The organism is Sideroxydans sp. (genome assembly GCF_054604835.1).
Window position 1 is genome coordinate 550,999 of sequence record NZ_JBTSFG010000001.1, and the last position, 21,119, is coordinate 572,117.

19 protein-coding genes are annotated in these 21,119 nt (G+C 59.8%); 14 read left to right on the forward strand and 5 right to left on the reverse strand.

The genetic code is table 11. From position 1 onward, the window contains the following. Nucleotides 1–2 precede the first annotated feature (2 nt). From ACYCZ5_RS02640 to ACYCZ5_RS02650, 3 genes are all read right to left on the reverse strand, one after another. A complete protein-coding gene (locus ACYCZ5_RS02640) occupies nucleotides 3–959 on the reverse strand; it encodes an HDOD domain-containing protein (protein WP_461543358.1) in 957 nt (318 codons plus the stop codon). A gap of 2 nt (nucleotides 960–961) precedes the next feature. Next, a complete protein-coding gene (locus ACYCZ5_RS02645; RefSeq protein ID WP_461543212.1) occupies nucleotides 962–2,155 on the reverse strand; it encodes a pyridoxal phosphate-dependent aminotransferase in 1,194 nt (397 codons plus the stop codon). Between the two features lie 74 nt (nucleotides 2,156–2,229). Continuing rightward, on the reverse strand, nucleotides 2,230–4,557 hold the full coding sequence (locus tag ACYCZ5_RS02650; RefSeq protein ID WP_461543213.1) for a DNA internalization-related competence protein ComEC/Rec2: 2,328 nt from the start codon (nucleotides 4,555–4,557) through the stop codon (nucleotides 2,230–2,232). 33 nt (nucleotides 4,558–4,590) lie between these two features. Here ACYCZ5_RS02650 and ACYCZ5_RS02655 point away from each other — a divergent pair, with 33 nt between their 5' ends. Beyond that, a complete protein-coding gene (locus ACYCZ5_RS02655; RefSeq protein WP_461543214.1) occupies nucleotides 4,591–5,133 on the forward strand; it encodes a DUF2062 domain-containing protein in 543 nt (180 codons plus the stop codon). Between the two features lie 76 nt (nucleotides 5,134–5,209). On the opposite strand, the gene lolD is transcribed toward ACYCZ5_RS02655, so the two are convergent. Together lolD and ACYCZ5_RS02665 are read right to left on the reverse strand one after the other, a co-directional pair. After that, the gene (gene lolD, locus ACYCZ5_RS02660) at nucleotides 5,210–5,902 is read right to left on the reverse strand and encodes a lipoprotein-releasing ABC transporter ATP-binding protein LolD (protein WP_461543215.1); all 693 of its coding nucleotides are present in this window, start codon (nucleotides 5,900–5,902) and stop codon (nucleotides 5,210–5,212) included. Further along, nucleotides 5,895–7,136, reverse strand: coding sequence for a lipoprotein-releasing ABC transporter permease subunit (locus ACYCZ5_RS02665; protein ID WP_461543216.1), 1,242 nt, complete (start codon nucleotides 7,134–7,136; stop codon nucleotides 5,895–5,897). The genes lolD and ACYCZ5_RS02665 overlap by 8 nt, the downstream gene beginning before the upstream one ends. 72 nt (nucleotides 7,137–7,208) lie before the next feature. Between ACYCZ5_RS02665 and ACYCZ5_RS02670 the strand changes: the two genes are divergently transcribed. From ACYCZ5_RS02670 to hisS, 13 genes are all read left to right on the forward strand, one after another. Beyond that, nucleotides 7,209–8,192, forward strand: coding sequence for a hypothetical protein (locus ACYCZ5_RS02670; protein WP_461543217.1), 984 nt, complete (start codon nucleotides 7,209–7,211; stop codon nucleotides 8,190–8,192). A gap of 30 nt (nucleotides 8,193–8,222) precedes the next feature. Next, nucleotides 8,223–9,764, forward strand: a complete 1,542-nt coding sequence (locus ACYCZ5_RS02675) for a cyclic nucleotide-binding domain-containing protein (protein WP_461543218.1) — start codon at nucleotides 8,223–8,225, stop codon at nucleotides 9,762–9,764. A gap of 107 nt (nucleotides 9,765–9,871) precedes the next feature. Next, nucleotides 9,872–10,840 carry an acetyl-CoA carboxylase carboxyltransferase subunit alpha gene (locus ACYCZ5_RS02680; protein ID WP_461543219.1) on the forward strand — a complete coding sequence of 323 codons (969 nt, stop codon included), beginning with the start codon at nucleotides 9,872–9,874 and terminating at the stop codon, nucleotides 10,838–10,840. A 37-nt stretch (nucleotides 10,841–10,877) separates the two neighbouring features. Next, entirely contained in the window at nucleotides 10,878–12,200 is a 1,323-nt protein-coding gene (gene tilS / locus ACYCZ5_RS02685; RefSeq protein WP_461543220.1) for a tRNA lysidine(34) synthetase TilS, read from the forward strand. Between the two features lie 72 nt (nucleotides 12,201–12,272). Next, complete coding sequence (locus tag ACYCZ5_RS02690; RefSeq protein ID WP_461543221.1) at nucleotides 12,273–13,256, forward strand: TRAP transporter substrate-binding protein; 984 nt, start codon at nucleotides 12,273–12,275, stop codon at nucleotides 13,254–13,256. Nucleotides 13,257–13,313: 57 nt separating this feature from the next. After that, nucleotides 13,314–13,838 carry a TRAP transporter small permease gene (locus ACYCZ5_RS02695; protein WP_461543222.1) on the forward strand — a complete coding sequence of 175 codons (525 nt, stop codon included), beginning with the start codon at nucleotides 13,314–13,316 and terminating at the stop codon, nucleotides 13,836–13,838. After that, nucleotides 13,835–15,115: a TRAP transporter large permease gene (locus tag ACYCZ5_RS02700; RefSeq protein ID WP_461543223.1), complete on the forward strand. Its 1,281-nt coding sequence runs from the start codon at nucleotides 13,835–13,837 to the stop codon at nucleotides 15,113–15,115. The genes ACYCZ5_RS02695 and ACYCZ5_RS02700 overlap by 4 nt, the downstream gene beginning before the upstream one ends. A gap of 154 nt (nucleotides 15,116–15,269) precedes the next feature. Beyond that, the gene (gene ndk, locus ACYCZ5_RS02705; RefSeq protein WP_461543224.1) at nucleotides 15,270–15,695 is read left to right on the forward strand and encodes a nucleoside-diphosphate kinase; all 426 of its coding nucleotides are present in this window, start codon (nucleotides 15,270–15,272) and stop codon (nucleotides 15,693–15,695) included. Between the two features lie 10 nt (nucleotides 15,696–15,705). Continuing rightward, nucleotides 15,706–16,788 (forward strand): dual-specificity RNA methyltransferase RlmN, encoded by a 1,083-nt coding sequence (gene rlmN, locus ACYCZ5_RS02710; protein WP_461543225.1) that lies wholly within the window; start codon nucleotides 15,706–15,708, stop codon nucleotides 16,786–16,788. Then, nucleotides 16,785–17,525: a type IV pilus biogenesis/stability protein PilW gene (gene pilW, locus ACYCZ5_RS02715; RefSeq protein ID WP_461543226.1), complete on the forward strand. Its 741-nt coding sequence runs from the start codon at nucleotides 16,785–16,787 to the stop codon at nucleotides 17,523–17,525. Before rlmN ends, pilW begins: the two co-directional genes overlap by 4 nt. After that, nucleotides 17,525–18,625, forward strand: a complete 1,101-nt coding sequence (locus ACYCZ5_RS02720) for a RodZ domain-containing protein (RefSeq protein ID WP_461543359.1) — start codon at nucleotides 17,525–17,527, stop codon at nucleotides 18,623–18,625. Before pilW ends, ACYCZ5_RS02720 begins: the two co-directional genes overlap by 1 nt. 8 nt (nucleotides 18,626–18,633) lie before the next feature. Further along, nucleotides 18,634–19,857 carry a flavodoxin-dependent (E)-4-hydroxy-3-methylbut-2-enyl-diphosphate synthase gene (gene ispG, locus ACYCZ5_RS02725; protein WP_461543360.1) on the forward strand — a complete coding sequence of 408 codons (1,224 nt, stop codon included), beginning with the start codon at nucleotides 18,634–18,636 and terminating at the stop codon, nucleotides 19,855–19,857. Then, nucleotides 19,854–21,119, forward strand: coding sequence for a histidine--tRNA ligase (gene hisS, locus ACYCZ5_RS02730; protein WP_461543227.1), 1,266 nt, complete (start codon nucleotides 19,854–19,856; stop codon nucleotides 21,117–21,119). The genes ispG and hisS overlap by 4 nt, the downstream gene beginning before the upstream one ends.

Consider the following 21,119-nt stretch of genomic DNA (forward strand, 5'->3'; position numbering starts at 1 on the left):
GCTTATTTGAAGATCCTGCTCAGGATGCCCATCAACCCGGATGTTTCGGGTTGCTGTGGCTTTGTCGGTACGGAGCTGATCGGCGCAGGTTTCGGGGGCGGCGCTTGTGTGACCGCTCTGGTCGGCAGGCCCAGCATCTCGAACGCGATGTTCAGTTGGTCTGCGTGATCTTCATTGAAGCTGAAGCAGCTTTCGGGAGCGCATCCCAATCTTCCTGCCGCTGATACGTTCTGCCAAGCCACGAACTTGGAAGAGCCTGCAGATTGTAAGTTGGCAACCGTCACTACATCCGTGTAATCAGACAAACCACTCTCGTTCTGGCGCTGCAGGTTCTCGTAACCGGCGACCACTTCCACCATCTCCTGCGGGAAATGCCAGTTATCCAACAGCTTGATCCCTACTCGCGTGCCGAAACGACGCAACAGCACTTCCAATGCATCCGCATCTAGTCGCGGATGATGGCGGTCTGCATAGATGCACAGGGGCAAGGCACCAAGATTGTGGATCATGCCGGCCAGCATGGCTTGTTCCGGCTTCAAATGGCGTTGATGCAAGGCGATGACAAAGCTGCTGGCGGCCACGATGCGGCTGCGTTCCCACAGCTGTTTCAATTTACGGTCAATGATCGGACTACCAGCCTTGAATAACTTGCTCACCGTCACTGTGATCACCAGATTGCGCAGCATGCGGTAGCCGAGACGCGAGATCGCTGCACGAACTGTCTCAACGCGCGCACCGCCACCGGATGCTGCCGCACTGTTGGCAGCTTTGATGATGTGGGCGGCGATGACCGGATCGGCAGTCAATAGATTGACCAGTTGGTCTGCCGATACGTTCGGGTCATCGATCAGGTCGCGGATCCTAACGGCGATATCTGGAAATGTTGGCAGTTCGAACTGGCCGGAGTTGAGTGCAGCATCGACCTCTGTGGCGATCGCTTCCAGTTGCTCGGTCACCATGTTCAAGCCAGAGCCTTTGCCATGCGCTCCAGTGCTTTCTGCAGGTTTTCCATCGAAGTCGCGAATGAGAGACGTACGTACCCTTCGCTACCGAAAGCCGAACCTGGCACGACGGCAACACCGGCTTCCACCAGCAGGTATTCTGAAAAAGCGATGTCCGTCGCTTCCTTAATGGTGCCTTTTTGATGCAGTGATGCAATGGCGACACGCGCATCGGGGAAGGCATAGAAAGCGCCGCCGGCCTTAATGCAGCTCAGTCCCGGGATCTTGTTCAGTTCGCTCACCACGAACTCGTGGCGCTCGCGGAACGCTTTCAGCATGGGGGTGATACAGCCCTGATCACCGTTCAAGGCCGCTTCCGCAGCAACCTGCGAGATCGAGGTCGGGTTGGAAGTGCTTTGCGATTGCACGTTCTCCATCGCGGTGATGATGTTCTCCGGGCCGGCCGCATAGCCGATGCGCCAGCCGGTCATCGCGTAAGCCTTGGACACGCCGTTGAGCACCATGGTGCGCGGATACAGGTCGGGGCAGGCATTGAGGATGTTGCAGAACTTCTCGTCCGTCAGCGCGATGTGTTCATACATGTCGTCGGTGGCGATGAGAATATTCGGATGCTTGCGCAGTACTTCTCCCAACGCTTTCAGATCATCCAGTGAATAGACGCCGCCAGATGGATTACTCGGACTGTTGATGACGACCATTTTGGTCTTGCTGGTGATCGCTGCTTCGAGTTGTGCGGGCGTCAATTTAAAGCCCTGCTCGATACCGGCTTGTACGATCACCGGCTTGCCTTCGGCAATGATCACGATATCCGGATAGGACACCCAATAAGGTGCCGGAATGATGACTTCGTCGCCGGGATCGATGGTCGCCAGCGCGAGGTTGAAGAAGCTTTGTTTGCCGCCGCAGGAAACCAGGATCTGCTTTGCGGTGTAGTCCAGTCCGTTGTCGCGTTTGAACTTGGCGATGATGGCCTGCTTCAATGATGCAGTTCCACCGACCGGCGTGTATTTGGTGAAGCCTTTGTTGATCGCCGCGATGGCGGCGTCCTTGATGTGTTGCGGGGTATCGAAATCCGGTTCGCCTGCGCCCAGTCCGATGATGTCTTTTCCTTCTGCTTTCAGTTTTGCTGCACGGGCGGTTACTGCAAGGGTGGGGGAGGGCTTGATAGCTTGAACGCGCGTTGAAAGAGGCACGATGTTTCCTTGGGAGGTTGGTCAATGGTGATAATTATACGCGCGCCGATTCGGGCGGTGTATGACTTGGGGACTTAATTTTCAGGGACTGGCGACCAGTAACGACGGTGGCTGTGGCGATAGGCGCCCAGCTTGATTCCGGACGTATCCAGATCGATGGTGATCGCGCCATCGCGGTCTGAACGCAGGATATGACTGCCTTGTTTCATATAGCGGCGGACGACCTCGGGGTGGGGATGGTGGAAGCGATTGCGGTAGCCGGCGGTGAAGATAACGTGCTGTGGGTCTACGGCTGCCACAAAGGCCGGGCTGGATGAGCTTCTGCTGCCATGATGCGGGGCGACCAGCAGATCGGCTGGCAGCTTGTCCGGGTGTAGTTGCAACAGTCTCGCCTCAGATGCCGTCTCGATATCTGCAGTGAGCAGGATATGGTGTTCACCCGCGCTGATGCGTAATACACAGCTTTGCTCGTTATCGTGCCGTTTGGCGGCAGTCGTTGCGGGCGGGTGCAGCACCTCGAAATTCACGCCGTCCCAATCCCACTGCATGCCGTCCCGACAAGAACGGATATTCGGCATGCCCACCAGTCGCCTGTCGTTTGTATCGATGGAAGTCAGGATGAGGTCGGTCGGTATGGCTTGCAGTACGGAATCCGTGCCGCCGATATGGTCGATGTCGCCATGGCTCAATATCAGGGTATCCAGACTATCCACACCCGATCCGCGCAAGGCGGGCACCAGGATGCGGTTGCCGCTGTCCGCATCGCCCGCATAGTCGGGGCCGGTGTCGAACAACAGGGCATGATGCTGCGTCTGCACGGCGACAGCCAATCCTTGTCCGACATCGAATACCCGGATGCGTGCCGAATCGTGGGCGGGTGTCGCCGGCCGGATGAGGAACATCGGCAACAGCAGGATGACGCCGAATGCGCGCAGCGGGAATCCGCGCGGCGCCAGTATCCAGAGTGCGCCCAATATCCCCGCTGCAATCGCCCATTCCGGTGGCGCATGCTGTATCCAGACGCTCACGGGCAGACCATCCAGCAGGCCTAACAGTGTCATGCAGAACGCGAGCACATGGTGGGCAAGTTGCAGCGACCATGCAAAACCCGGCAGGGTACCGAGCAGGGTGAGCGGCACCACCAGCAGGCTGACCAGCGGGATGGCAAAGGCGTTCGCCAACGGCGAGACCAGCGAGAGTTGCTGGAACAGGGCGAGCAACGGCGGGATCAGACCGATGCTCATCGCCCATTGCACCTTGCCATATTCCACCAGCCAATGCGGCCTGCCGAGCCGGTTGGCGGAGACGTAGAAGATCAGCGCGACCGCGCCGAACGACAGCCAGAAACCTGGCGCCAATACCGCCCAAGGGTCGAGTGACAGCACGACCAGCAACGCGGCAGCCAACATCTGGCTGGGGGCGACATTGCGTGACATAAGCAGCATGCCGGCAAAGGTGGACAACATATAGAAAGTGCGCTGGGCGGGGATCTCGAAGCCGGAGATCAGACTGTATGCCAGCGCTACCGTGACACCGACCAGTGCCGCCGCCTTGCGCGCGGGCAGTCGCAGCGTCAACCGTGAACTGCGACGCCATAACCAGTAGGTCAACCCGAAGAACATGCCGGCCAGCATGGTGATGTGCAGGCCGGAGATGGACATCAGATGATTGACGCCGGTGCGGGTGAACAAGCGCCATTCGTCCTGCGAGATGCTGGCCTGGTCGCCGATGGAGAGCGCCACCAGTATCCCGGCATACGGTGTATCCGGCAAAGTCTCGTGGAAGCGCTCGCGTAACGTTTCGCGCAACCGCTCTATCAGGTAAGCCGGTCTGAAGACGGTGGCATCCAGTCTCTGCGCTGCGACTTTGTTATAGACATAGCCTGTGGCGCGGATGTTGCGTTCCAGTGCCCATGCCTCGAAATCGGAGGTGTAGGGGTTGCGTGTCGAATGGGGATGCTTCAAGCGAACGGTGAAACGCCAGCGTTCCCCGGCGTGGATGTCCGGTGCGGGCTGGTCACCGGCACGGTAGGTGGAGAGCAGGATACGGCGCGGGACCGTTGCGCTATCTGTCTCTACGGTTTCAACATCGAATGCGAAACGCAGGCCGCGCTCATGTTGGCGCGGCATCTCGGCCACGACGCCGGTCAGCGAGATATTGCGTCCCTGCCACTCGTCCGGCAGGCTGTCGGCCAGATGGGTTTGTGCGATGAATGCGGCATGGCAGAAGCCGAGCAGGGCGGCACACGACAGCAACAGTGTCTGTCGCAACAGAGGCGGCAGTGTGCGCGGCAACAGCAGGCACAGCAGTGCCAGTGGCCAGTAGAACGGCAGCGTCGGCAGCGTCTCCATCTGTTGCAGGAACCAGACACCGAACGCGAAGCTGAGTGCAAAGGAAACCATACGGCTAGCCTAACCGAGCATTAGAATCCCGTCATGCGCAAATTCTTTCGTGAACGACTGCCGGGGCGTGACGGGGTGTTGCAGAACCGCTGGCTGAAGCCGGTCCGGCACTGGCTGCATCACCCGAACCTTTGGCATTTGAATCGCCATTCTGTGGCGGGCGGGGTGGCGCTCGGCCTGTTCTGCGGCCTGATCCCCGGGCCTTTCCAGATGCCGACGGCAGCGTTGCTGGCGATGTGGTTGCGCGTCAATCTGCCGGTGGCGCTGGCGACGACCCTGTACACCAACCCTTTCACCATCGTTCCGCTCTATCTGTTGGCACACCGCATCGGCTTGCTGGTTTCGGGCGCATCGGCACAGAGCCCGGTTGCGGACTTCCCGGAACTGAGTTGGCAAGACGGATTCGAGCTGATGTGGCAGTGGCTGCTGACCTTGGGCGAGCCGCTGCTGATCGGCTTGCCTATCCTTGCAGCAGTTCTGGCGGTCACCGGGTATTTTGCAGTGCGTTTTTCCTGGCGGCTGGCCGTGCAATGGAAATGGCATCAGCGTGCCAAGCGCCGCACTGAAGGATATTGAGACTGGATTCGAAGCGGTGTTTTTGCGGGTATCAAAAACCACTGCGGCGTATGGAATATAAGGCGAATCTATAGCTTCAATCGGACGTCAAGACGCCGTCCACCAAGCGCAAGCTTCGCTGCATCTTGCCGGCCAGATCCAGATCGTGGGTCACGATGATGAAACTGGTCTGCAATTGCGCATTCAGTTCCTGCATCAGTTTGAACAAGGCGTATGCGCTGCTGCGATCCAGATTGCCGGTGGGCTCGTCGGCCAGCACGCAGGCAGGGCGGGTGACCAGTGCACGGGCCACGGCGACGCGCTGACGTTCGCCGCCGGAAAGTTCGGTGGGCAGATGGCGCAGACGGTGTGCCAGTCCCACTTGCTCCAGCATGGCTATCGCCTGCGGATGTGCTTCTGCGGGTTTCATGCCGCGTATCAGCAGCGGCATGGCGACATTCTCCACGGCCGTGAACTCCGGCAGCAGATGGTGGAACTGGTAGATGAAACCCAGCGAACGGTTGCGCAGTTCACCGCGCTGGTTCTCGTTCATCTTCGCGACATCCTGCCCCAGGATGCTGACACTGCCGCCACTGATGCTGTCCAGCCCGCCCAACAGGTGCAGCAATGTACTCTTGCCGGAACCCGAAGCGCCGACGATGGCGAGGCTCTCGCCGCGTGTCAGATCGAGGTTCACACCGTTCAGCACGCTGACGCTGAGGTCGCCTTGCGCGTAGGTCTTTTTCAGGTCACGGCAGGTGATGACCATTTCCGAATCCTGTTTACTCATAGCGCAATGCCTCCGCCGGTTGCACCTTGGAAGCGCGCCAGCTTGGATACAGTGTGGCGAGCACGCTGATCAGGAACGACATGCCGGCGACGATCAGCACATCGGCTTGGCGCAGATCGGAAGGCAGCTCGCTGATGTAATAGAACTCCTTGGCCAGGAACTGCACGCCGAACAGATTCTCGATGAAAGGTACGAGGGTGCTGATGTTGAGCGCCAGCACTACGCCGCCGATCACGCCTATGGTCAGGCCGATGAGTCCGATCAGCACGCCCTGTACCATGAAGATCAGCATGATGCTGCGGGGCGAGGCACCCAGTGTGCGCAGGATGGCGATGTCGGCCTGCTTGTCGGTGACGGCCATCACCAGCGTGGAGACGATGTTGAAAGCGGCGACCAGCACGATCAGCGACAGGATGATGAACATCATCTTCTTCTCCATCGCCACCACGGCGAAATAGCTGGCGTTCTGTCGTGTCCAGTCGGTGGTCCACAGGTCGACCGGAATCTTTGCTTCCAGCGTACGGGCGATCTGCGGGGCCTGGTCGAGGTCGTCGACGCTGCCGCTGATGCCGCTCACTGATTCCCCCATGCGGTACAGCTTCTGCGCGTCGTGCAGATGAACCAGAGCCAGCGCATTGTCGTAAGGTGACATGCCGATCTCGAAGATACCGCTCACTTTGAATTGCTTCAGTCGTGGCAGCATGCCGGCCGGCGTGAACTGACCTTGCGGCGTGATCAACAGCAGCGGGTCGCCGACGCTTGCGCCCAGGGATCTTGCCAGATCGACGCCGAGTACGATGTTGTATTCGCCCGGCTGCAGGCTATCCAGCGTGCCGTGCTTCATTTTGTCGCCGAGCGCGATCAGCGCCTGTTCGGCGGCGGGCAGGATGCCGCGCACCATCACGCCCTGCACGCGCTCCCCCTGCGACAGCATGCCCTGACCGGTGGCATAGGGTGCGGCGGCGCGCACGCCGGGATGGGTAGTGACGGTATCCAGCGTGCGCTGCCAATCCGCTATGCCTTCACTGCCGATCACTTGCAGGTGAGGGGTGATGCCGAGGATGCGCGCGCGTATCTCTTTCTGGAAGCCGTTCATCACCGACAGCACCACGATCAGGGCCATCACGCCCAAGCCGATGCCCAGCATGGAGATCAGCGAGATGAAAGAGATGAAGTGGTTGCGGCGCTTGGCGCGTGTGTAGCGCAGACCGACGAAAAGTTCAAAGGGTTGCAAGGCGATTCCCGTGTTTTTTACGGGCGTTAGTGTGCCACAAGGCGCAAGCTGGCGAGTGCTAAACTCGCGGCCATGGAACATCTTCATCTCATCATCTCCGACCTCATCCTGGCGCGCGAGATCGCGCCCGCTACGCAAGCAGAACTCGCCTTGCTCGAGAAGATGCTGGCGCGTGCCGTGCATGCAAAGCTGCCGGCAAGCGCGACCGAAGCACGCTTGTGCGAGCTGTTCGGTGTTGCCAGTGCCGCGCCTTTGCGTGCTGCGGGAGACGGTCTGGAAGTGGCTGGTTTCGAGTGGATGTGTGCCGATCCGGTCGAACTGCAACGGCAGCCTGCACAAGTGATGGTGCGGCCGGATGTGGTCTGCACGGCCGAAGAGGCGTTCGCATTTTGCGAACTATTGAATGCGCATTTTGCATCGGACGGCATCAGTTTCCACGCGCCGCACCCGCAGCGCTGGTATCTGCGGGTGGCCGAAGTCGGTGACGTGACGATGCCCTCTCTGGGCAGTGCCGCCTGGGGAGACGCGCGCGAGATGATGCCGCAGGGCAGGGATGCCGTGCGCTGGCGCGCGTTGGGCAATGAGATACAGATGCTGTTGCACGGACACGCCCTGAACCAGAAACGTTTGGCAGCGGGGCTGCCGCCGGTCAGCAGCCTGTGGCTATGGGGAGGCGGTCGCCCCGCCAAGATAGGCACGACCTTGGACGCGGCAGGCGGTGACGAGCCCTTGGCGATTTTTGCGCGCGCCGCCGGGATACGCCGCTTCGAAAGTTTGCCAGCCATGCTGGCAAGCGATGCAAAACTGGGTGCCTGGCTGGCGACCGCTCTGCAGGCACCTTTGCGGCAACATGACCTTTACCGTTGGCGCGAGGAACTGATCGTGATGCAGCGCGATCTGTTGCAAGTCGTCTGGCAGGCATTGCTTGACGGGAAGTTGCGTTCGCTTACGCTGGAAGTGCCCGCTGCAGGGGCTGTGCATCGTTTCGAGATGAAGGCCATCGATCGCTGGAAAGTGTGGCGTCGCCGCCAGCCACTGGTGACCTATTCTGTGTAGAATCCTCGCAAAACCACAAAGGGTGCAAGCATGAGTTTCTGGCGAGATGTGACGGCTGTCTTCTGGGGGGCGGAATCTTTTCCACTGCTGGTGATGGTGATCGGGCTGTTCTTCCTGTTGCATTATTTCCTGCGCGAAGAACGCCCCAGTATCTTCAATACCGTCATCTTCTATTTCGTCTGCGTGTTTGGCTTGTTCATCGCGGGTGTTCTGCATGCGCTCGGAATCGCGCGCGGGGCAGACATCCTGCACGAGGTTGCGGTGATCGGTGCCGGTGTGGCGGTGATCCGCTTGTGGGGGTTGGTGGTGTTCCGACTGATCCTCCCGGGTATCAAGCTCAATCCGCCGCGTATCACGGAAGATATCTTCGTCATCATCGCCTATGTCGCGTGGTTCATGGTGCGGTTGCGTTATGCCGGGCTGGATCTGGGCAGCATCGTCGCGACGTCTGCGGTGATCACGGCGGTGATCGCGTTCGCGATGCAGGACACCTTGGGCAACATCCTCGGCGGTCTTGCCCTGCAGCTCGACAATTCCATCGAGGTGGGCGACTGGATCAAGGTGGACGATCTCGCCGGTAGAGTGGTGGACATCCGCTGGCGCTCCACGCTGGTAGAGACGCGCAACTGGGAAACGGTGGTGTTCCCCAATTCACAGTTGATGAAGAACAAGTTCATGGTGCTGGGCCGCCGTACCGACCAGCCGGTGCAATGGCGGCGCTGGGTGTGGTTCAACGTGTCGCTGGAAGCACCCGCCCCCCGGGTGATACGTGTGGTGGAAGATGCTATCCGGCAGACCAGTATTCCGAATGTGGCTACCGATCCGGCTCCCAACTGTGTGTTGATGGATATGGACGATAAAGGCTATGCGCGTTATGCCATGCGTTACTGGTTGACCGACCTGATGCCGGACGATCCGACCGACGCCCTGATTCGTTGGCACATCATGACTTCTTTGCAGCGCGCCGGTCTGAAGCTGGCAGTGGACGAGCGCCACATCCACCTGACCAAGGAGAACGATAAATACGAGGATGCACAGCATCAGCATGAGGTGACGCTACGCCTGAAGACCTTGCACCGTATCGACCTGTTCTCCTCCATGACCGAGGAGGAGTTGAAGTGGCTGGCCGAGCAGTTGCGTTTTGCACCTTTCGCAAGAGGGAATCTGATCACACGGCAAGGAGATCAGCAGTCGCACGGCCTCTACATCCTCATTCGCGGTGAGGCTGAGGTGTACCTCGAAGCGGAGAACGGCGAACGCCGCACGCTCAACATCCTGCACAAAGGCGACTTCTTCGGCGAGATGGCTTTGCTGACCGGCGCGCCGCGCCGTGCGTCGGTGATGGCACTGAGCGATGTCGAATGTTACCGGCTGGACAAGGAGGCGTTCGAGGAGATATTGCGTGCACGCCCCACCATCGCGGAGGAGGTGTCGCACATGCTGGCCGTACGCACGGCGGAACTCAATAGCGCCAAGCAGGATATCGATGCGGTTGCCAGCCACCCGAGCATCACGCAAAGCAGCAGCGAGATACTGGCCACGATCCGGCGCTTCTTCTCGCTCGGAAAGTAAGGTATTGATAAAAAAGATTTCCCGTGTTGAGGCGAGCAAACCCGTTCGGTTTGCCGCACTGCTTGTTGTATCATGCCGCCCGTGAATGAACCCTTGAGATAGCTACCATGAAACTGACCTTCCTGGATTTCGAACAACCGGTCTCCGATCTGGAGAACAAGATCGAACAACTGCGCTACGTGCAGGACGATTCCGCGCTGGATATCTCCGACGAGATCAGCCGCCTGCAAAAGAAGAGCCAGAGCCTGACCAAGGATATCTACGCCAAGCTCACCCCCTGGCAGATCTCGCAGGTCTCGCGCCATCCGCAGCGCCCTTATACGCTGGATTACGTAGAGCATCTGTTCACCGATTTCGAAGAACTGCACGGCGACCGTGTGTACGCTGACGATGCTGCCATCGTCGGCGGTCTGGCGCGTTTCAACGGCCAGAGTGTGATGGTCATCGGCCATCAAAAGGGCCGCGACACCAAGGAACGCCAGTACCGCAATTTCGGCATGCCGCGTCCCGAGGGCTATCGCAAAGCGATGCGCCTGATGCGTCTGGCCGAGAAGTTCGGCATCCCCATCATGACTTTCATCGACACACCGGGCGCTTATCCCGGCGTCGGCGCGGAAGAGCGCGGCCAGTCCGAAGCCATCGGTCGCAACCTGTATGTGATGGCCGAACTGCGTGTGCCCATCATCTGCACCATCATCGGCGAAGGTGGTTCCGGTGGCGCGCTGGCAGTGGCAGTCGGTGATGCCTTGCTGATGCTGCAATATGCGACCTATTCCGTGATCTCTCCGGAAGGCTGCGCCTCCATCCTGTGGAAGAGCGCGAGCAAAGCGGAGGAAGCCGCCGAGACATTGGCGATCACAGCCACCCGTTTGAAGACGCTCGGTCTGGTCGACAAGATCGTGAGCGAGCCTTTGGGCGGTGCGCACCGCGATTACGAAGCGACCATGGCCAGCGTGAAAAAAGCCTTGGCCGATGCGCTCAAGCAGGCCCAGAGCAAATCCACCAACGATCTGTTGCAGACGCGCTTTACGCGTTTGATGGGCTACGGCAAGTTCAAGGAGATCGAGCTCCAGTAGTCACGGAGGCTCATCTGCTCTGACGCGACGTTCGTCGATGTCGCACAAATCTCCCCACTCGAATCAATTAGATGACCGGATCGCGGCGCAGCTGGCGCCGCTGCTGCCTGCGGGCAGCAAGCTGCTGCTCGGCTTGAGCGGCGGTATGGATTCGGTCGTGCTGCTGCACGCTCTCCATCGTCTCGCCCCAAAACTGGGCTACACGCTTTCCGCCATGCATGTCCATCACGGCATCAGCCCCAATGCAGATGCCTGGGCAAGGTTTTGCACTGAACTGTGCGAGCGCTATGCCATTCAGCTTGAGATCAAACATGTCGACATCGCGCCGCTGAAAGATACGCACGGCATCGAGGCATCGGCGCGCAAACTGCGCCATGCCGCGTTCGCCGAAAGCGCTTGCCGCTACGTCGCGCTGGCCCACCATGCGGACGATCAGGCGGAAACGCTGATGCTGCAGTTGTTGCGCGGGGCCGGTCTGCGCGGCGTCTCCGCCATGCCGTTGGTGCGCGAGCAGGGCAGCCAGCTGTTGCTGCGCCCCTTGTTGGCATGCGGACGGACAACATTGCTCGCCTATGCGCAACAGCATGCCCTGCAATGGATGGAGGATGAGAGCAACGCGGACGAACTTTATCCGCGCAACTTCCTGCGTCATCGCCTGTTCCCTGTGCTGGAGGAACGCTTCCCGGCATGGCGCGATACGCTGGGGCGCAGCGCGCAACATTTCGCAGAGGCCGCCGGGATGCTGGAGGAGGTCGCGCTGGCGGACGGGGCGGGTGAACCGTTGCTGGCGGTGGCGAAACTGGATGCCTTGTCTCCCGCGCGCGGCAGGAACCTGCTGCGCCATTTTCTGCACTTGCAGGGCGCCCCGATGCCGCAGGAAGCGCAGCTGGATGACATGCTGCGCCAACTGCGCAGCGCACGCGACAATGCGGATGTATGTGTGAATTTCGGCGAGTGGCAGGTACGCAGATATCGCGGGCATATCCATGCGATGCGGGCGTTGTCGTCATTCGATCCTGCTTTGCGTCTGGACTGGCAGGGAGAGGCGGCGCTGTACTGGCCGCCATTGCAGCGTGAACTGCACTTCACTGCGGCGGTCGGATCGGGCATCAGCCGGGACAGATTGTCACAAGGGCAGGTGAGTCTGAGATTGCGCAACGGCGGTGAGACATTGCGCCCGCAGCCGCTCGCGGCACGGCGCAGCATGAAGAACCTGCTGCAGGAACATGGTGTGCCACCCTGGCAGCGCGAACGTCTGCCCTTGCTGTATTGCGGCGATGAGCTGGCGTGTGTGGTCGGTGTGGCGGTGGCAGCGGAGTTCCGTGCGGCGGAGGGGGAGCAATCTGTAATGGTGGCGTAAGCATGATTGGCATATGATGCGGCTGCAGATGCAAGCCGTCACCGTTCCAGTCAACTCTTCAGGGAGAAGAATATGAAAATATTGAGCGTGTTGTGCAGTGCCTTGTTGTTCAGTCTGTCCCTCTCCGCGCAAGCGGCCCCCATCGTCATTAAGTACAGTCATGTTGTCGCCGATACCACCCCCAAGGGGCAGGCCGCGCTGAAGTTCAAGGAAGTTGCCGAGCGGCTGTTGCCGGGCAAGGTCGAAGTGCAGGTGTTCCCCAACAGTCAATTGTTCGGCGACGGCAAGGAGATGGAAGCGCTGTTGCTGGGCGACGTGCAGATCCTCGCACCTTCGCTGGCCAAGTTCGGCAAGTACACCAAGAAGGTCCAGATATTCGACCTGCCGTTCCTGTTCGATGACATCGACGCCGTGGGTCGTTTCCAGAACAGCGCCAAGGGACGCGAGTTGCTGACCTCCATGTCCGGCAAGGGTATCGTCGGCTTCGGCTACATACATAACGGCATGAAGCATCTTTCCGCCAACAAACCCCTGCGTACGCCGGAGGATGCCAAGGGGCTGAAGTTCCGTATCCAGCCGTCCGAGGTGCTGGAGGCGCAGTTCCAGGCGGTCGGGGCCAACCCTCAGAAGATCGCCTTCGCCGAGGTGTACCAAGCGCTGCAATCCGGCGTGGTGGATGGTGCAGAGAATCCATGGGCCAACATCTACACCAAGAAATTCCACGAGGTGCAAAAGTACATCACCGAGAGCGGCCACGGCGTGCTCGATTACATGGTGATCGCCAACGATGAATGGTGGAGTGGCCTGCCGGACGATGTGAAGAAGGGATTGAGCGTCGCCATGGCTGAATCGATCGCCTACGGCAACAAGGTTGCGCTGGATGAAGATGCCAATTTTCGCCAGAAAGTCATCGATGACAAAAAGGCCAAACTGGTCAAGCTGACCAAGAAGCAGCGCCAACAATGGCGCGAGGCGATGAAGCCGGTGTGGGCGAAGTTCGAGGGTGATATCGGCAAGGATCTGATCGATGCTGCTGTAGCTGCCAACACGAAGTGATGTTGCTGGATTGAGCACGCCCCCCGCCATGCACGGGGGGCGCCACAGGGAGGCTGCATGAAGTTATTGAAACGACTGGACGAATGGCTGATCGCCATTCTGCTGGCGGCGATGACGCTGCTCACCTTTGCACAGGTGGTCATGCGTTATGTGTTCAATTCCGGCTTCACCTGGGCGCAGGAGCTCACCACCATCCTGTTCGCATTCATGATCTTCATCGGCATCTCCTACGGCGTGCGCGTCGGTGCACATATCGGCGTGGATGCATTGATCAAGATATTCACGCCGCGAGTGCGCCGCGTCGTATCCACTATCGCCGTGCTGCTCTGCCTGTTGTACGCAGGCATGGTGATCTACGGTTCGTTCCAGTATGTGATGAAGATGAAAAAGGTCGGCATCGAGCTGGAAGACCTGCCGGTGCAGATGTGGCTGGTGCGCGCCATCCTGCCTGTCGGTTTCACCCTGCTGGCTTTGCGTTTCCTGCCTGTGCTGTATAACCTGATCAGCGGCAAGTCCGACCACCTGCGACTCGCCAACGAAGTGGCGGAAGCCCTTAAATTGAAACAGGAGGAGAAACAATGAACACCTTGTTCCTGTTCTCCTGTCTGTTCTTCTTCATGGCCATCGGCATGCCGGTCGCCATCTGCCTCGGCCTTTCCAGCCTGCTGACCATCGCTTTCTTCGCCAACGACTCGCTGGCTTCGCTTTCAATCAAGCTGTACGAGACCAGCGAGCATTACACCCTGCTGGCCATCCCGTTCTTCATTCTCGCCGGTGCGCTGATGTCCACCGGCGGCGTGGCGCGACGCATGGTGGATTTCGCCATCGCGGCAGTGGGGCATCTGCGCGGCGGTCTGGCCATCGCTTCCATCCTCGCCTGCATGCTGTTCGCCGCCGTGTCCGGTTCCAGCCCGGCTACCGTGGTCGCGGTGGGATCCATCGTCATCGCCGGCATGGTGCGCAGCGGTTACCCGCAGCCGTTCGCGGCGGGGGTGATCTGCAACTCCGGCACGCTCGGCATCCTCATCCCGCCTTCCATCGTGATGGTGGTATATGCCGCCGTGACCGAAGTCTCGGTCGGGCGCATGTTCATGGCGGGTGTTATTCCAGGTCTGATGTTGGGATTGATGCTGGCGATGGCGGTGCATTGGCGTGTGCGCAAGCTGAACATTGCCCCTACGCCGCGTGCACCGCTGCGCGAAGTGCTGGGCAAGTTCCGCGACTCCATGTGGGGCCTGGCGTTGCTGGTCATCATCATGGGCGGTATCTATGGCGGCGTGTTCACGCCCACCGAAGCGGCAGCGGTGTCGGCCGTGTATGCTTTGATCGTGGCGGTGTTCATCTACAAGGACCTCAAGTTCAAAGACCTGCCCGAGGTATTTGTCGACGCCAGCAGAACCACCGTGATGCTGATGTTCATCGTCGCCAACGCCATGCTGTTCGCGCACGTGCTCACCACCGAACGCATCCCGCAGACCATCGCCGAACACATCGTGGCCTTCGGTATGGAGCCGTGGATGTTCCTGTTGGTAGTCAACGTCATCCTGCTGATCGCGGGCAACTTCATGGAACCGACCGGTATCATCCTGATCCTTGCGCCCATCTTCTTCCCCATCGCCACCCAGCTCGGCATCGACCCCATCCATCTGGGTATCATCATGGTGGTCAACATGGAGATCGGCATGGTCACGCCGCCGGTGGGGTTGAACCTGTTCGTCACCAGCGGCATCACCGGCATGAGCATCATGGAAGTCACCCATGCCGCCTTGCCTTGGCTGCTGGTATTGCTGGCCTTCCTCGGGCTGGTCACCTACATCCCCGAGATCAGCCTGTTCCTGCCGGATCTGCTGTTTAATTAATCAGTTGGTAAGTCTGCAACCTGCCTGCCCGGCGGTCTGTCGGCAGGCAGGTTGGGGCTATTCTCCCCTGTCCGCGCTGCGACATTGCAGGTAAACCCTGCTAGAATCGCGCCCTCAGAATTTTCTGATTCACAATAATCATTTGGAGAGAAGCATGGCTGTTGAACGTACCCTTTCTATCATCAAACCCGATGCAGTCGCCAAGAACGTCATCGGTCAGATCTATTCCCGTTTTGAAGGTGCCGGCCTGAAGGTCATCGCCGCGCGCATGGTGCAACTGTCCCGTGCCGAAGCGGAAGGTTTCTATGCCGTGCACGCTGCACGTCCATTCTTCAACGATCTGGTGAGCTTCATGATCTCCGGTCCGGTGATGATCCAGGTTCTGGAAGGCGAGGGCGCGATCCTCAAGAACCGTGACCTGATGGGCGCAACTGATCCGAAGAAGGCCGACAAAGGCACCATCCGTGCCGATTTCGCCGACAGCATCGACGCGAATGCGGTGCACGGTTCCGACGCGGCTGAAACAGCTGCCGTCGAGATCGCTTACTTCTTCCCGGCACTGAACGTCTACTCTCGCTAAGCGACAGCTGATGAAGCAAAACCTCCTCGATCTTGAACCGGCTGCGATGACCGCATGGTTCGCGGAACACGGCGAAAAGCCGTTCCGCGCCAAGCAGGTGCTGCGCTGGATCTACAAGAACGGGGAGTCCGATTTCGACGCGATGAGCGATCTGGCGATCACTCTTCGCGACAAACTGAAGCAACTCGCCTGTATCCAGACGCCCAAGGTGATGCGCGAAGAGACCGCTTCCGACGGTACGCGCAAATGGCTGCTGGATGTGGGCACCGGCAACGCGGTGGAGACCGTGTTCATCCCGGAAGAGGGCAGGGGCACGCTGTGCGTTTCGACGCAGGCGGGTTGCGCGCTGGATTGTGCGTTCTGTTCCACCGGCAAGCAGGGTTTCAACCGTAATCTGTCCACCGCCGAGATCATCGGCCAGGTGTGGTGGGCCAACCACGAATTGGGCAAGAATGAAGACGGCAACTGGCCGGTCACCAATGTGGTGATGATGGGTATGGGTGAGCCGTTGCTGAACTTCGACAGCACCGTGAGCGCTTTGCGCCTGATGCTGGACGACCATTGCTACGGCCTGTCGCGCCGCCGCGTGACGGTCTCCACCTCGGGCGTGGTGCCGGCTATGGATCGACTGCGCGAGGAGTGTGCGGTGGCACTGGCCATCTCGCTGCATGCGCCGAACGATGCGCTGCGCAACGAACTGGTGCCGATCAACCAGAAATATCCTTTGCAGGAATTGATGGCGGCTTGCCTGCGCTATCTGGAAAAAGCCCCGCGCGATTTCGTCACGTTCGAATACGTGATGCTGGCGGGTGTGAACGACAGGCCGCAGGATGCACGCGAGTTGATCGAGCTGGTGCGCGATGTGCCGTGCAAGTTCAATCTGATCCCGTTCAATCCTTTCCCGCAAGCGCCTTACCGCCGTTCCGACATGGAGACGGTGAAGCATTTTCGCGACATCCTGATGCAGGCGAACATCGTCACCACCATCCGCAAGGTGCGTGGCGACGACATCGCGGCCGCCTGCGGACAACTAGCGGGACAAGTGCAGGACAGATCGAAACGAACCCTACGAATCATGGAGGCAAGTCGATGAAACAGTGGATGGTCTATCTCATGGCATTTTTGCTGGTCGGCTGCGCCAGCAATGGTGTGTCCGATGAGCGCGCGCGCAACAGCGCCAAGATCCATACCGAACTGGCGGCCTCTTATTTCGAGCGGGAGCAGTATTCCATCGCCTTGCAGGAATTGGGTGCGGCCATGCAGGCTGATGATGAATATGCACCTGCCTACAATGTGCGCGGTCTGGTGCGCATGAGGCTGCGCGAGGATGCGCTGGCGGACAAGGATTTTCGCCGTGCTTTGCAACTCGATCCTCGCAGTGCATCCGCGCTGAACAACTACGGCTGGTTCCTGTGCCAGCGCGGTCATCCCAAGGAGTCGATCGCCAAGTTCCTGGATGCTTTGAAAGACCCGCTCTACAACACCCCCGATATGGCATATGCCAATGCGGGGGTGTGCGCCATCAAGGCCGGCGACCTGGTCGCGGCGGAAAGCTATCTTGAGCGCGCGTTGATCCTGCATGCGGGTATGCCAGAAGCGCAGATCGGGCTGGCGGAATTGAACTACATCAGGGGTGACTATTCGATGGCCAAAGTCCATTTGATGCGTTTCATGCAAGTGTATGAGGCGTTGACGCCGGAGCACCTGTGGCTGGCGGTGCGCGTAGAGCGCAAGGCCGGGGACCGAAATGCTGCGGCGAGTTATGCGCTGCAATTGCGCAAGCGTTTCCCGGATTCGCGTGAAGCGCAACTTCTGCAGGCGGGCGAGTGATGACAGAGATCCAGAACGAGACGGCCGGGCAGGACGCGCAACAGTCTGCATTGAAAGTCGGGGCGATCCTGCGCGCCGAGCGCGAAGCACGCGGCTTGTCTGTGGAAGAGATCGCGGAGCGCGTCAAGTACAGTGTGCGCCAAGTCGAAGCGCTGGAGCATGATGATGCCGAGCATCTGCCGCAAGGGACTTTCCTGCGCGGATTCGTGCGCAGCTATGCGCGCGTGCTGGGCATGGATGAGGCCAAGTTGCTGGCAGCGACCCACACGCAGACCGAACATCATTTCGATGTGACGGACGTTCAGGCAGGGGGGGCACCCTTGCCGATCACGGGCGACGCGAGCCGACGCAGCCGTTATCTGCTGCTGGGTGCTTTGGCAGTCGCGATCCTGCTGGCTGGTTTCATCCTGATGCAACCAGCAAACATCTCGCTGCCGGTCCCGGTCAAGGTGAGCGAAGAGGTCGTAGTGGAGTCGGCTTCTGCTGTCAGTGCCGCAGCGCTAGTCGAGGCGGAGCCTGAGCAGCCAGTTGTAGAACAAGCGGCCGAGCCCACGAAGGTCGTGGAAGTGCATAAGCCGGAACCAGTTGAAAAGAAACCCGAAGCAGTCAAGCCTTTGCCGGTCGCGAAGCCGGTGCCTGTCGTAAAGCCGGTTGAGCCGGTCAAGGTGGAGGAAGCACCAAAACCGGTGGTAGCACCAAAACCGGTAGAAACGGCAAAGCCAGTGGTAGCGCCAAAACCGGTCGTTGCCAGCCCGCCGCAGCAAGTGAGCAAGTCGGAACCCGCAGCGGTAGTAGCGCTCGAGTCAGCAACGCCAGTCTCGCCCCCAAAATCTGAAGTGCCACTTGCGCTGTTGATGAAGCGCCCGATCCATATCGTGTTCCTCGAAGAAGCCTGGATGGAGATCATCGATGTGAACGGTGAGATATTGTTGTCGCGGGTGACCAAGGCAGGTGAGGAAAAATGGATAGGCGGCGGTCATCGCGCGCCGTACAACGTCACCATCGCCAGACCGGGCGCGATCCGCATGTATTACCACGGCAAGCAAGTCGATCTGTCGAAATTCAACCCGGCGAACGTCGCCAAGCTGGTTCTGGAGTAGAACGCATGATGCATCCTTCCAATCTGCGTCACGCGACGCAGGCGGTGCGCGTTGATGACATCGTCATCGGTGGTGGCGCTCCCATCGTGGTGCAGTCGATGACCAATACCGATACCGCTGACATCACCGGCACTACCAAGCAAGTGCATGAACTGGCGATCGCCGGTTCGGAACTGGTGCGTATCACGGTCAACACTTCTGAGGCGGCCGAAGCGGTGCCGCACATCCGTCGTCGTCTGGACGCGCTGGGCTGCAATGTGCCGTTAATCGGCGATTTCCATTACAACGGCCATCGTCTGCTCACCGAATATCCGGAATGCGCCAAGGCGCTGGCAAAATACCGCATCAATCCCGGCAACGTCGGCAAGAATCGCAAGGGCGAGGACCAGTTCGCGATGATGATCGCGGTGGCGAAGCAGTATGACAAGCCGGTGCGCATCGGTGTCAACTGGGGCAGCCTGGATCAGGATCTGGTGGTGCGCATGATGGATGAGAACGCCAAGTTGCCCGAGCCCAAGGATGTGCGTGTGGTGACGCGTGAGGCGTTGATCGTCTCCGCACTTCAGAGCGCGCAACGCGCCGAGGAACTGGGCTTGTCGCGCGACCGCATCGTGCTGTCGTGCAAGGTGAGCGAGGTGCAGGATCTGATCGCCGTGTATCAGGAGTTGGCGCAGCGCTGCGATTATGCGCTACATCTCGGTTTGACCGAGGCGGGCATGGGTTCCAAGGGCATCGTGGCATCCACCGCCGCCCTGTCTGTACTGCTGCAGCAGGGCATAGGCGACACCATCCGTGTGTCGTTGACCCCGCCACCGGGCGGCGCGCGCACAGAAGAAGTGGTGGTGGCGCAGGAGATCCTGCAGACCATGGGCCTGCGTTCTTTCACGCCTATGGTCACGGCTTGCCCCGGTTGTGGCCGCACCACCAGCACGGTGTTCCAGGAACTGGCACAGCACATCCAGAATTATCTGCGCGCGCAGATGCCGGTATGGCGCGAGCAATACAGTGGCACGGAAGAGATGACGGTGGCGGTGATGGGCTGCATCGTGAACGGTCCGGGCGAGAGCAAGATGGCCAACATCGGCATCAGCCTGCCGGGCACTGGCGAAACCCCCTCAGCACCGGTCTATGTGGACGGCGAGAAGACGGTGACCCTGCGCGGCGACAACATCGCCGAAGAGTTCACCCGGATCGTCAATGAATATGTGGCAAGAAAGTACCAGAAGAAATGAGTGATGCATTACAAGCAGTAAAAGGCATGAACGACATCCTGCCGGACGAGTCAGGGCTGTGGCTGTGGTTCGAGGACACCGTGCGCGAGTGGCTGGAAGCCTATGGCTATCGCAACATCCGCATGCCGCTGGTGGAGCCGACCGCGCTGTTCAAGCGCGCCATCGGCGAAGTCACCGACATCGTCGAAAAGGAGATGTACAGCTTCGAGGATAGCCTGAACGGCGACCAGCTGACCTTGCGCCCGGAAGGGACCGCTTCCTGCGTTCGCGCCGTGTTGCAGCACAATTTGCTGTATAACGCGCCGCAGCGTCTATGGTACGCCGGTCAGATGTTCCGCCACGAGCGCCCGCAGAAGGGGCGTTACCGCCAGTTCCACCAGATCGGGGTGGAGGCGATGGGTTTCGGCGGTCCGGACATCGATGCCGAGCAGATCATCATGTGTGCGCGGCTGTGGAAGAAGCTGGGCATCCGCGATGTCACCCTACAGCTGAACACGCTGGGTGACAGTGCTTCGCGTCAGCGCCACCGAGACAAATTGATCGCCTATTTCGAGGGACATAAGGATGTGCTGGATGCCGATGCACTGCGTCGGCTGTACAGCAATCCGCTGCGTATCCTCGACACCAAGAATCCGGCCATGCAGGAGCTGGTGGGCAATGCGCCCAGGTTGATGGATGAGTTGGAAGACGAGGCGATCCAGCATTTCGAGGCGGTGCAGGCGATCCTGAAACGACACGAAGTCGCGTTCGAGATCAATCCGCGTCTGGTGCGCGGTTTGGACTATTACAACCGTACCGTGTTCGAGTGGGTCACCACGCGTCTGGGCGCGCAGGGCACTATCTGCGCGGGCGGCCGTTTCGACGGATTGATCGAACAGATCGGCGGCAAACCGGCACCGGCCATGGGTTTCGCCATGGGCGTGGAGCGTTTGCTGGCGTTGTTGCAGGAAGACGGTATGACGCCGCCTGCCGCACCATTGGATGTGTATGTGGTGCATCAGGGCGAGCAGGCGCAGCTGCTCGCATGGCAAGCTGCAGAACAGTTGCGGGACAGCGGCGTGCGAGTGCTGTTGCACTGCGGCGGCGGAAGTTTCAAATCGCAGATGAAGAAAGCGGACGGTAGCGGCGCAGTGTGCGCGGTGATCGTCGGCGACGATGAGGCGGCCGCGCATGCGGTCACCGTCAAGCCGCTACGCGGTGGCGAGCAGCAGCGTGTCGCGATGACGGAATTGCAAAGCAAGATTAAAGAATTGATCAAGTGA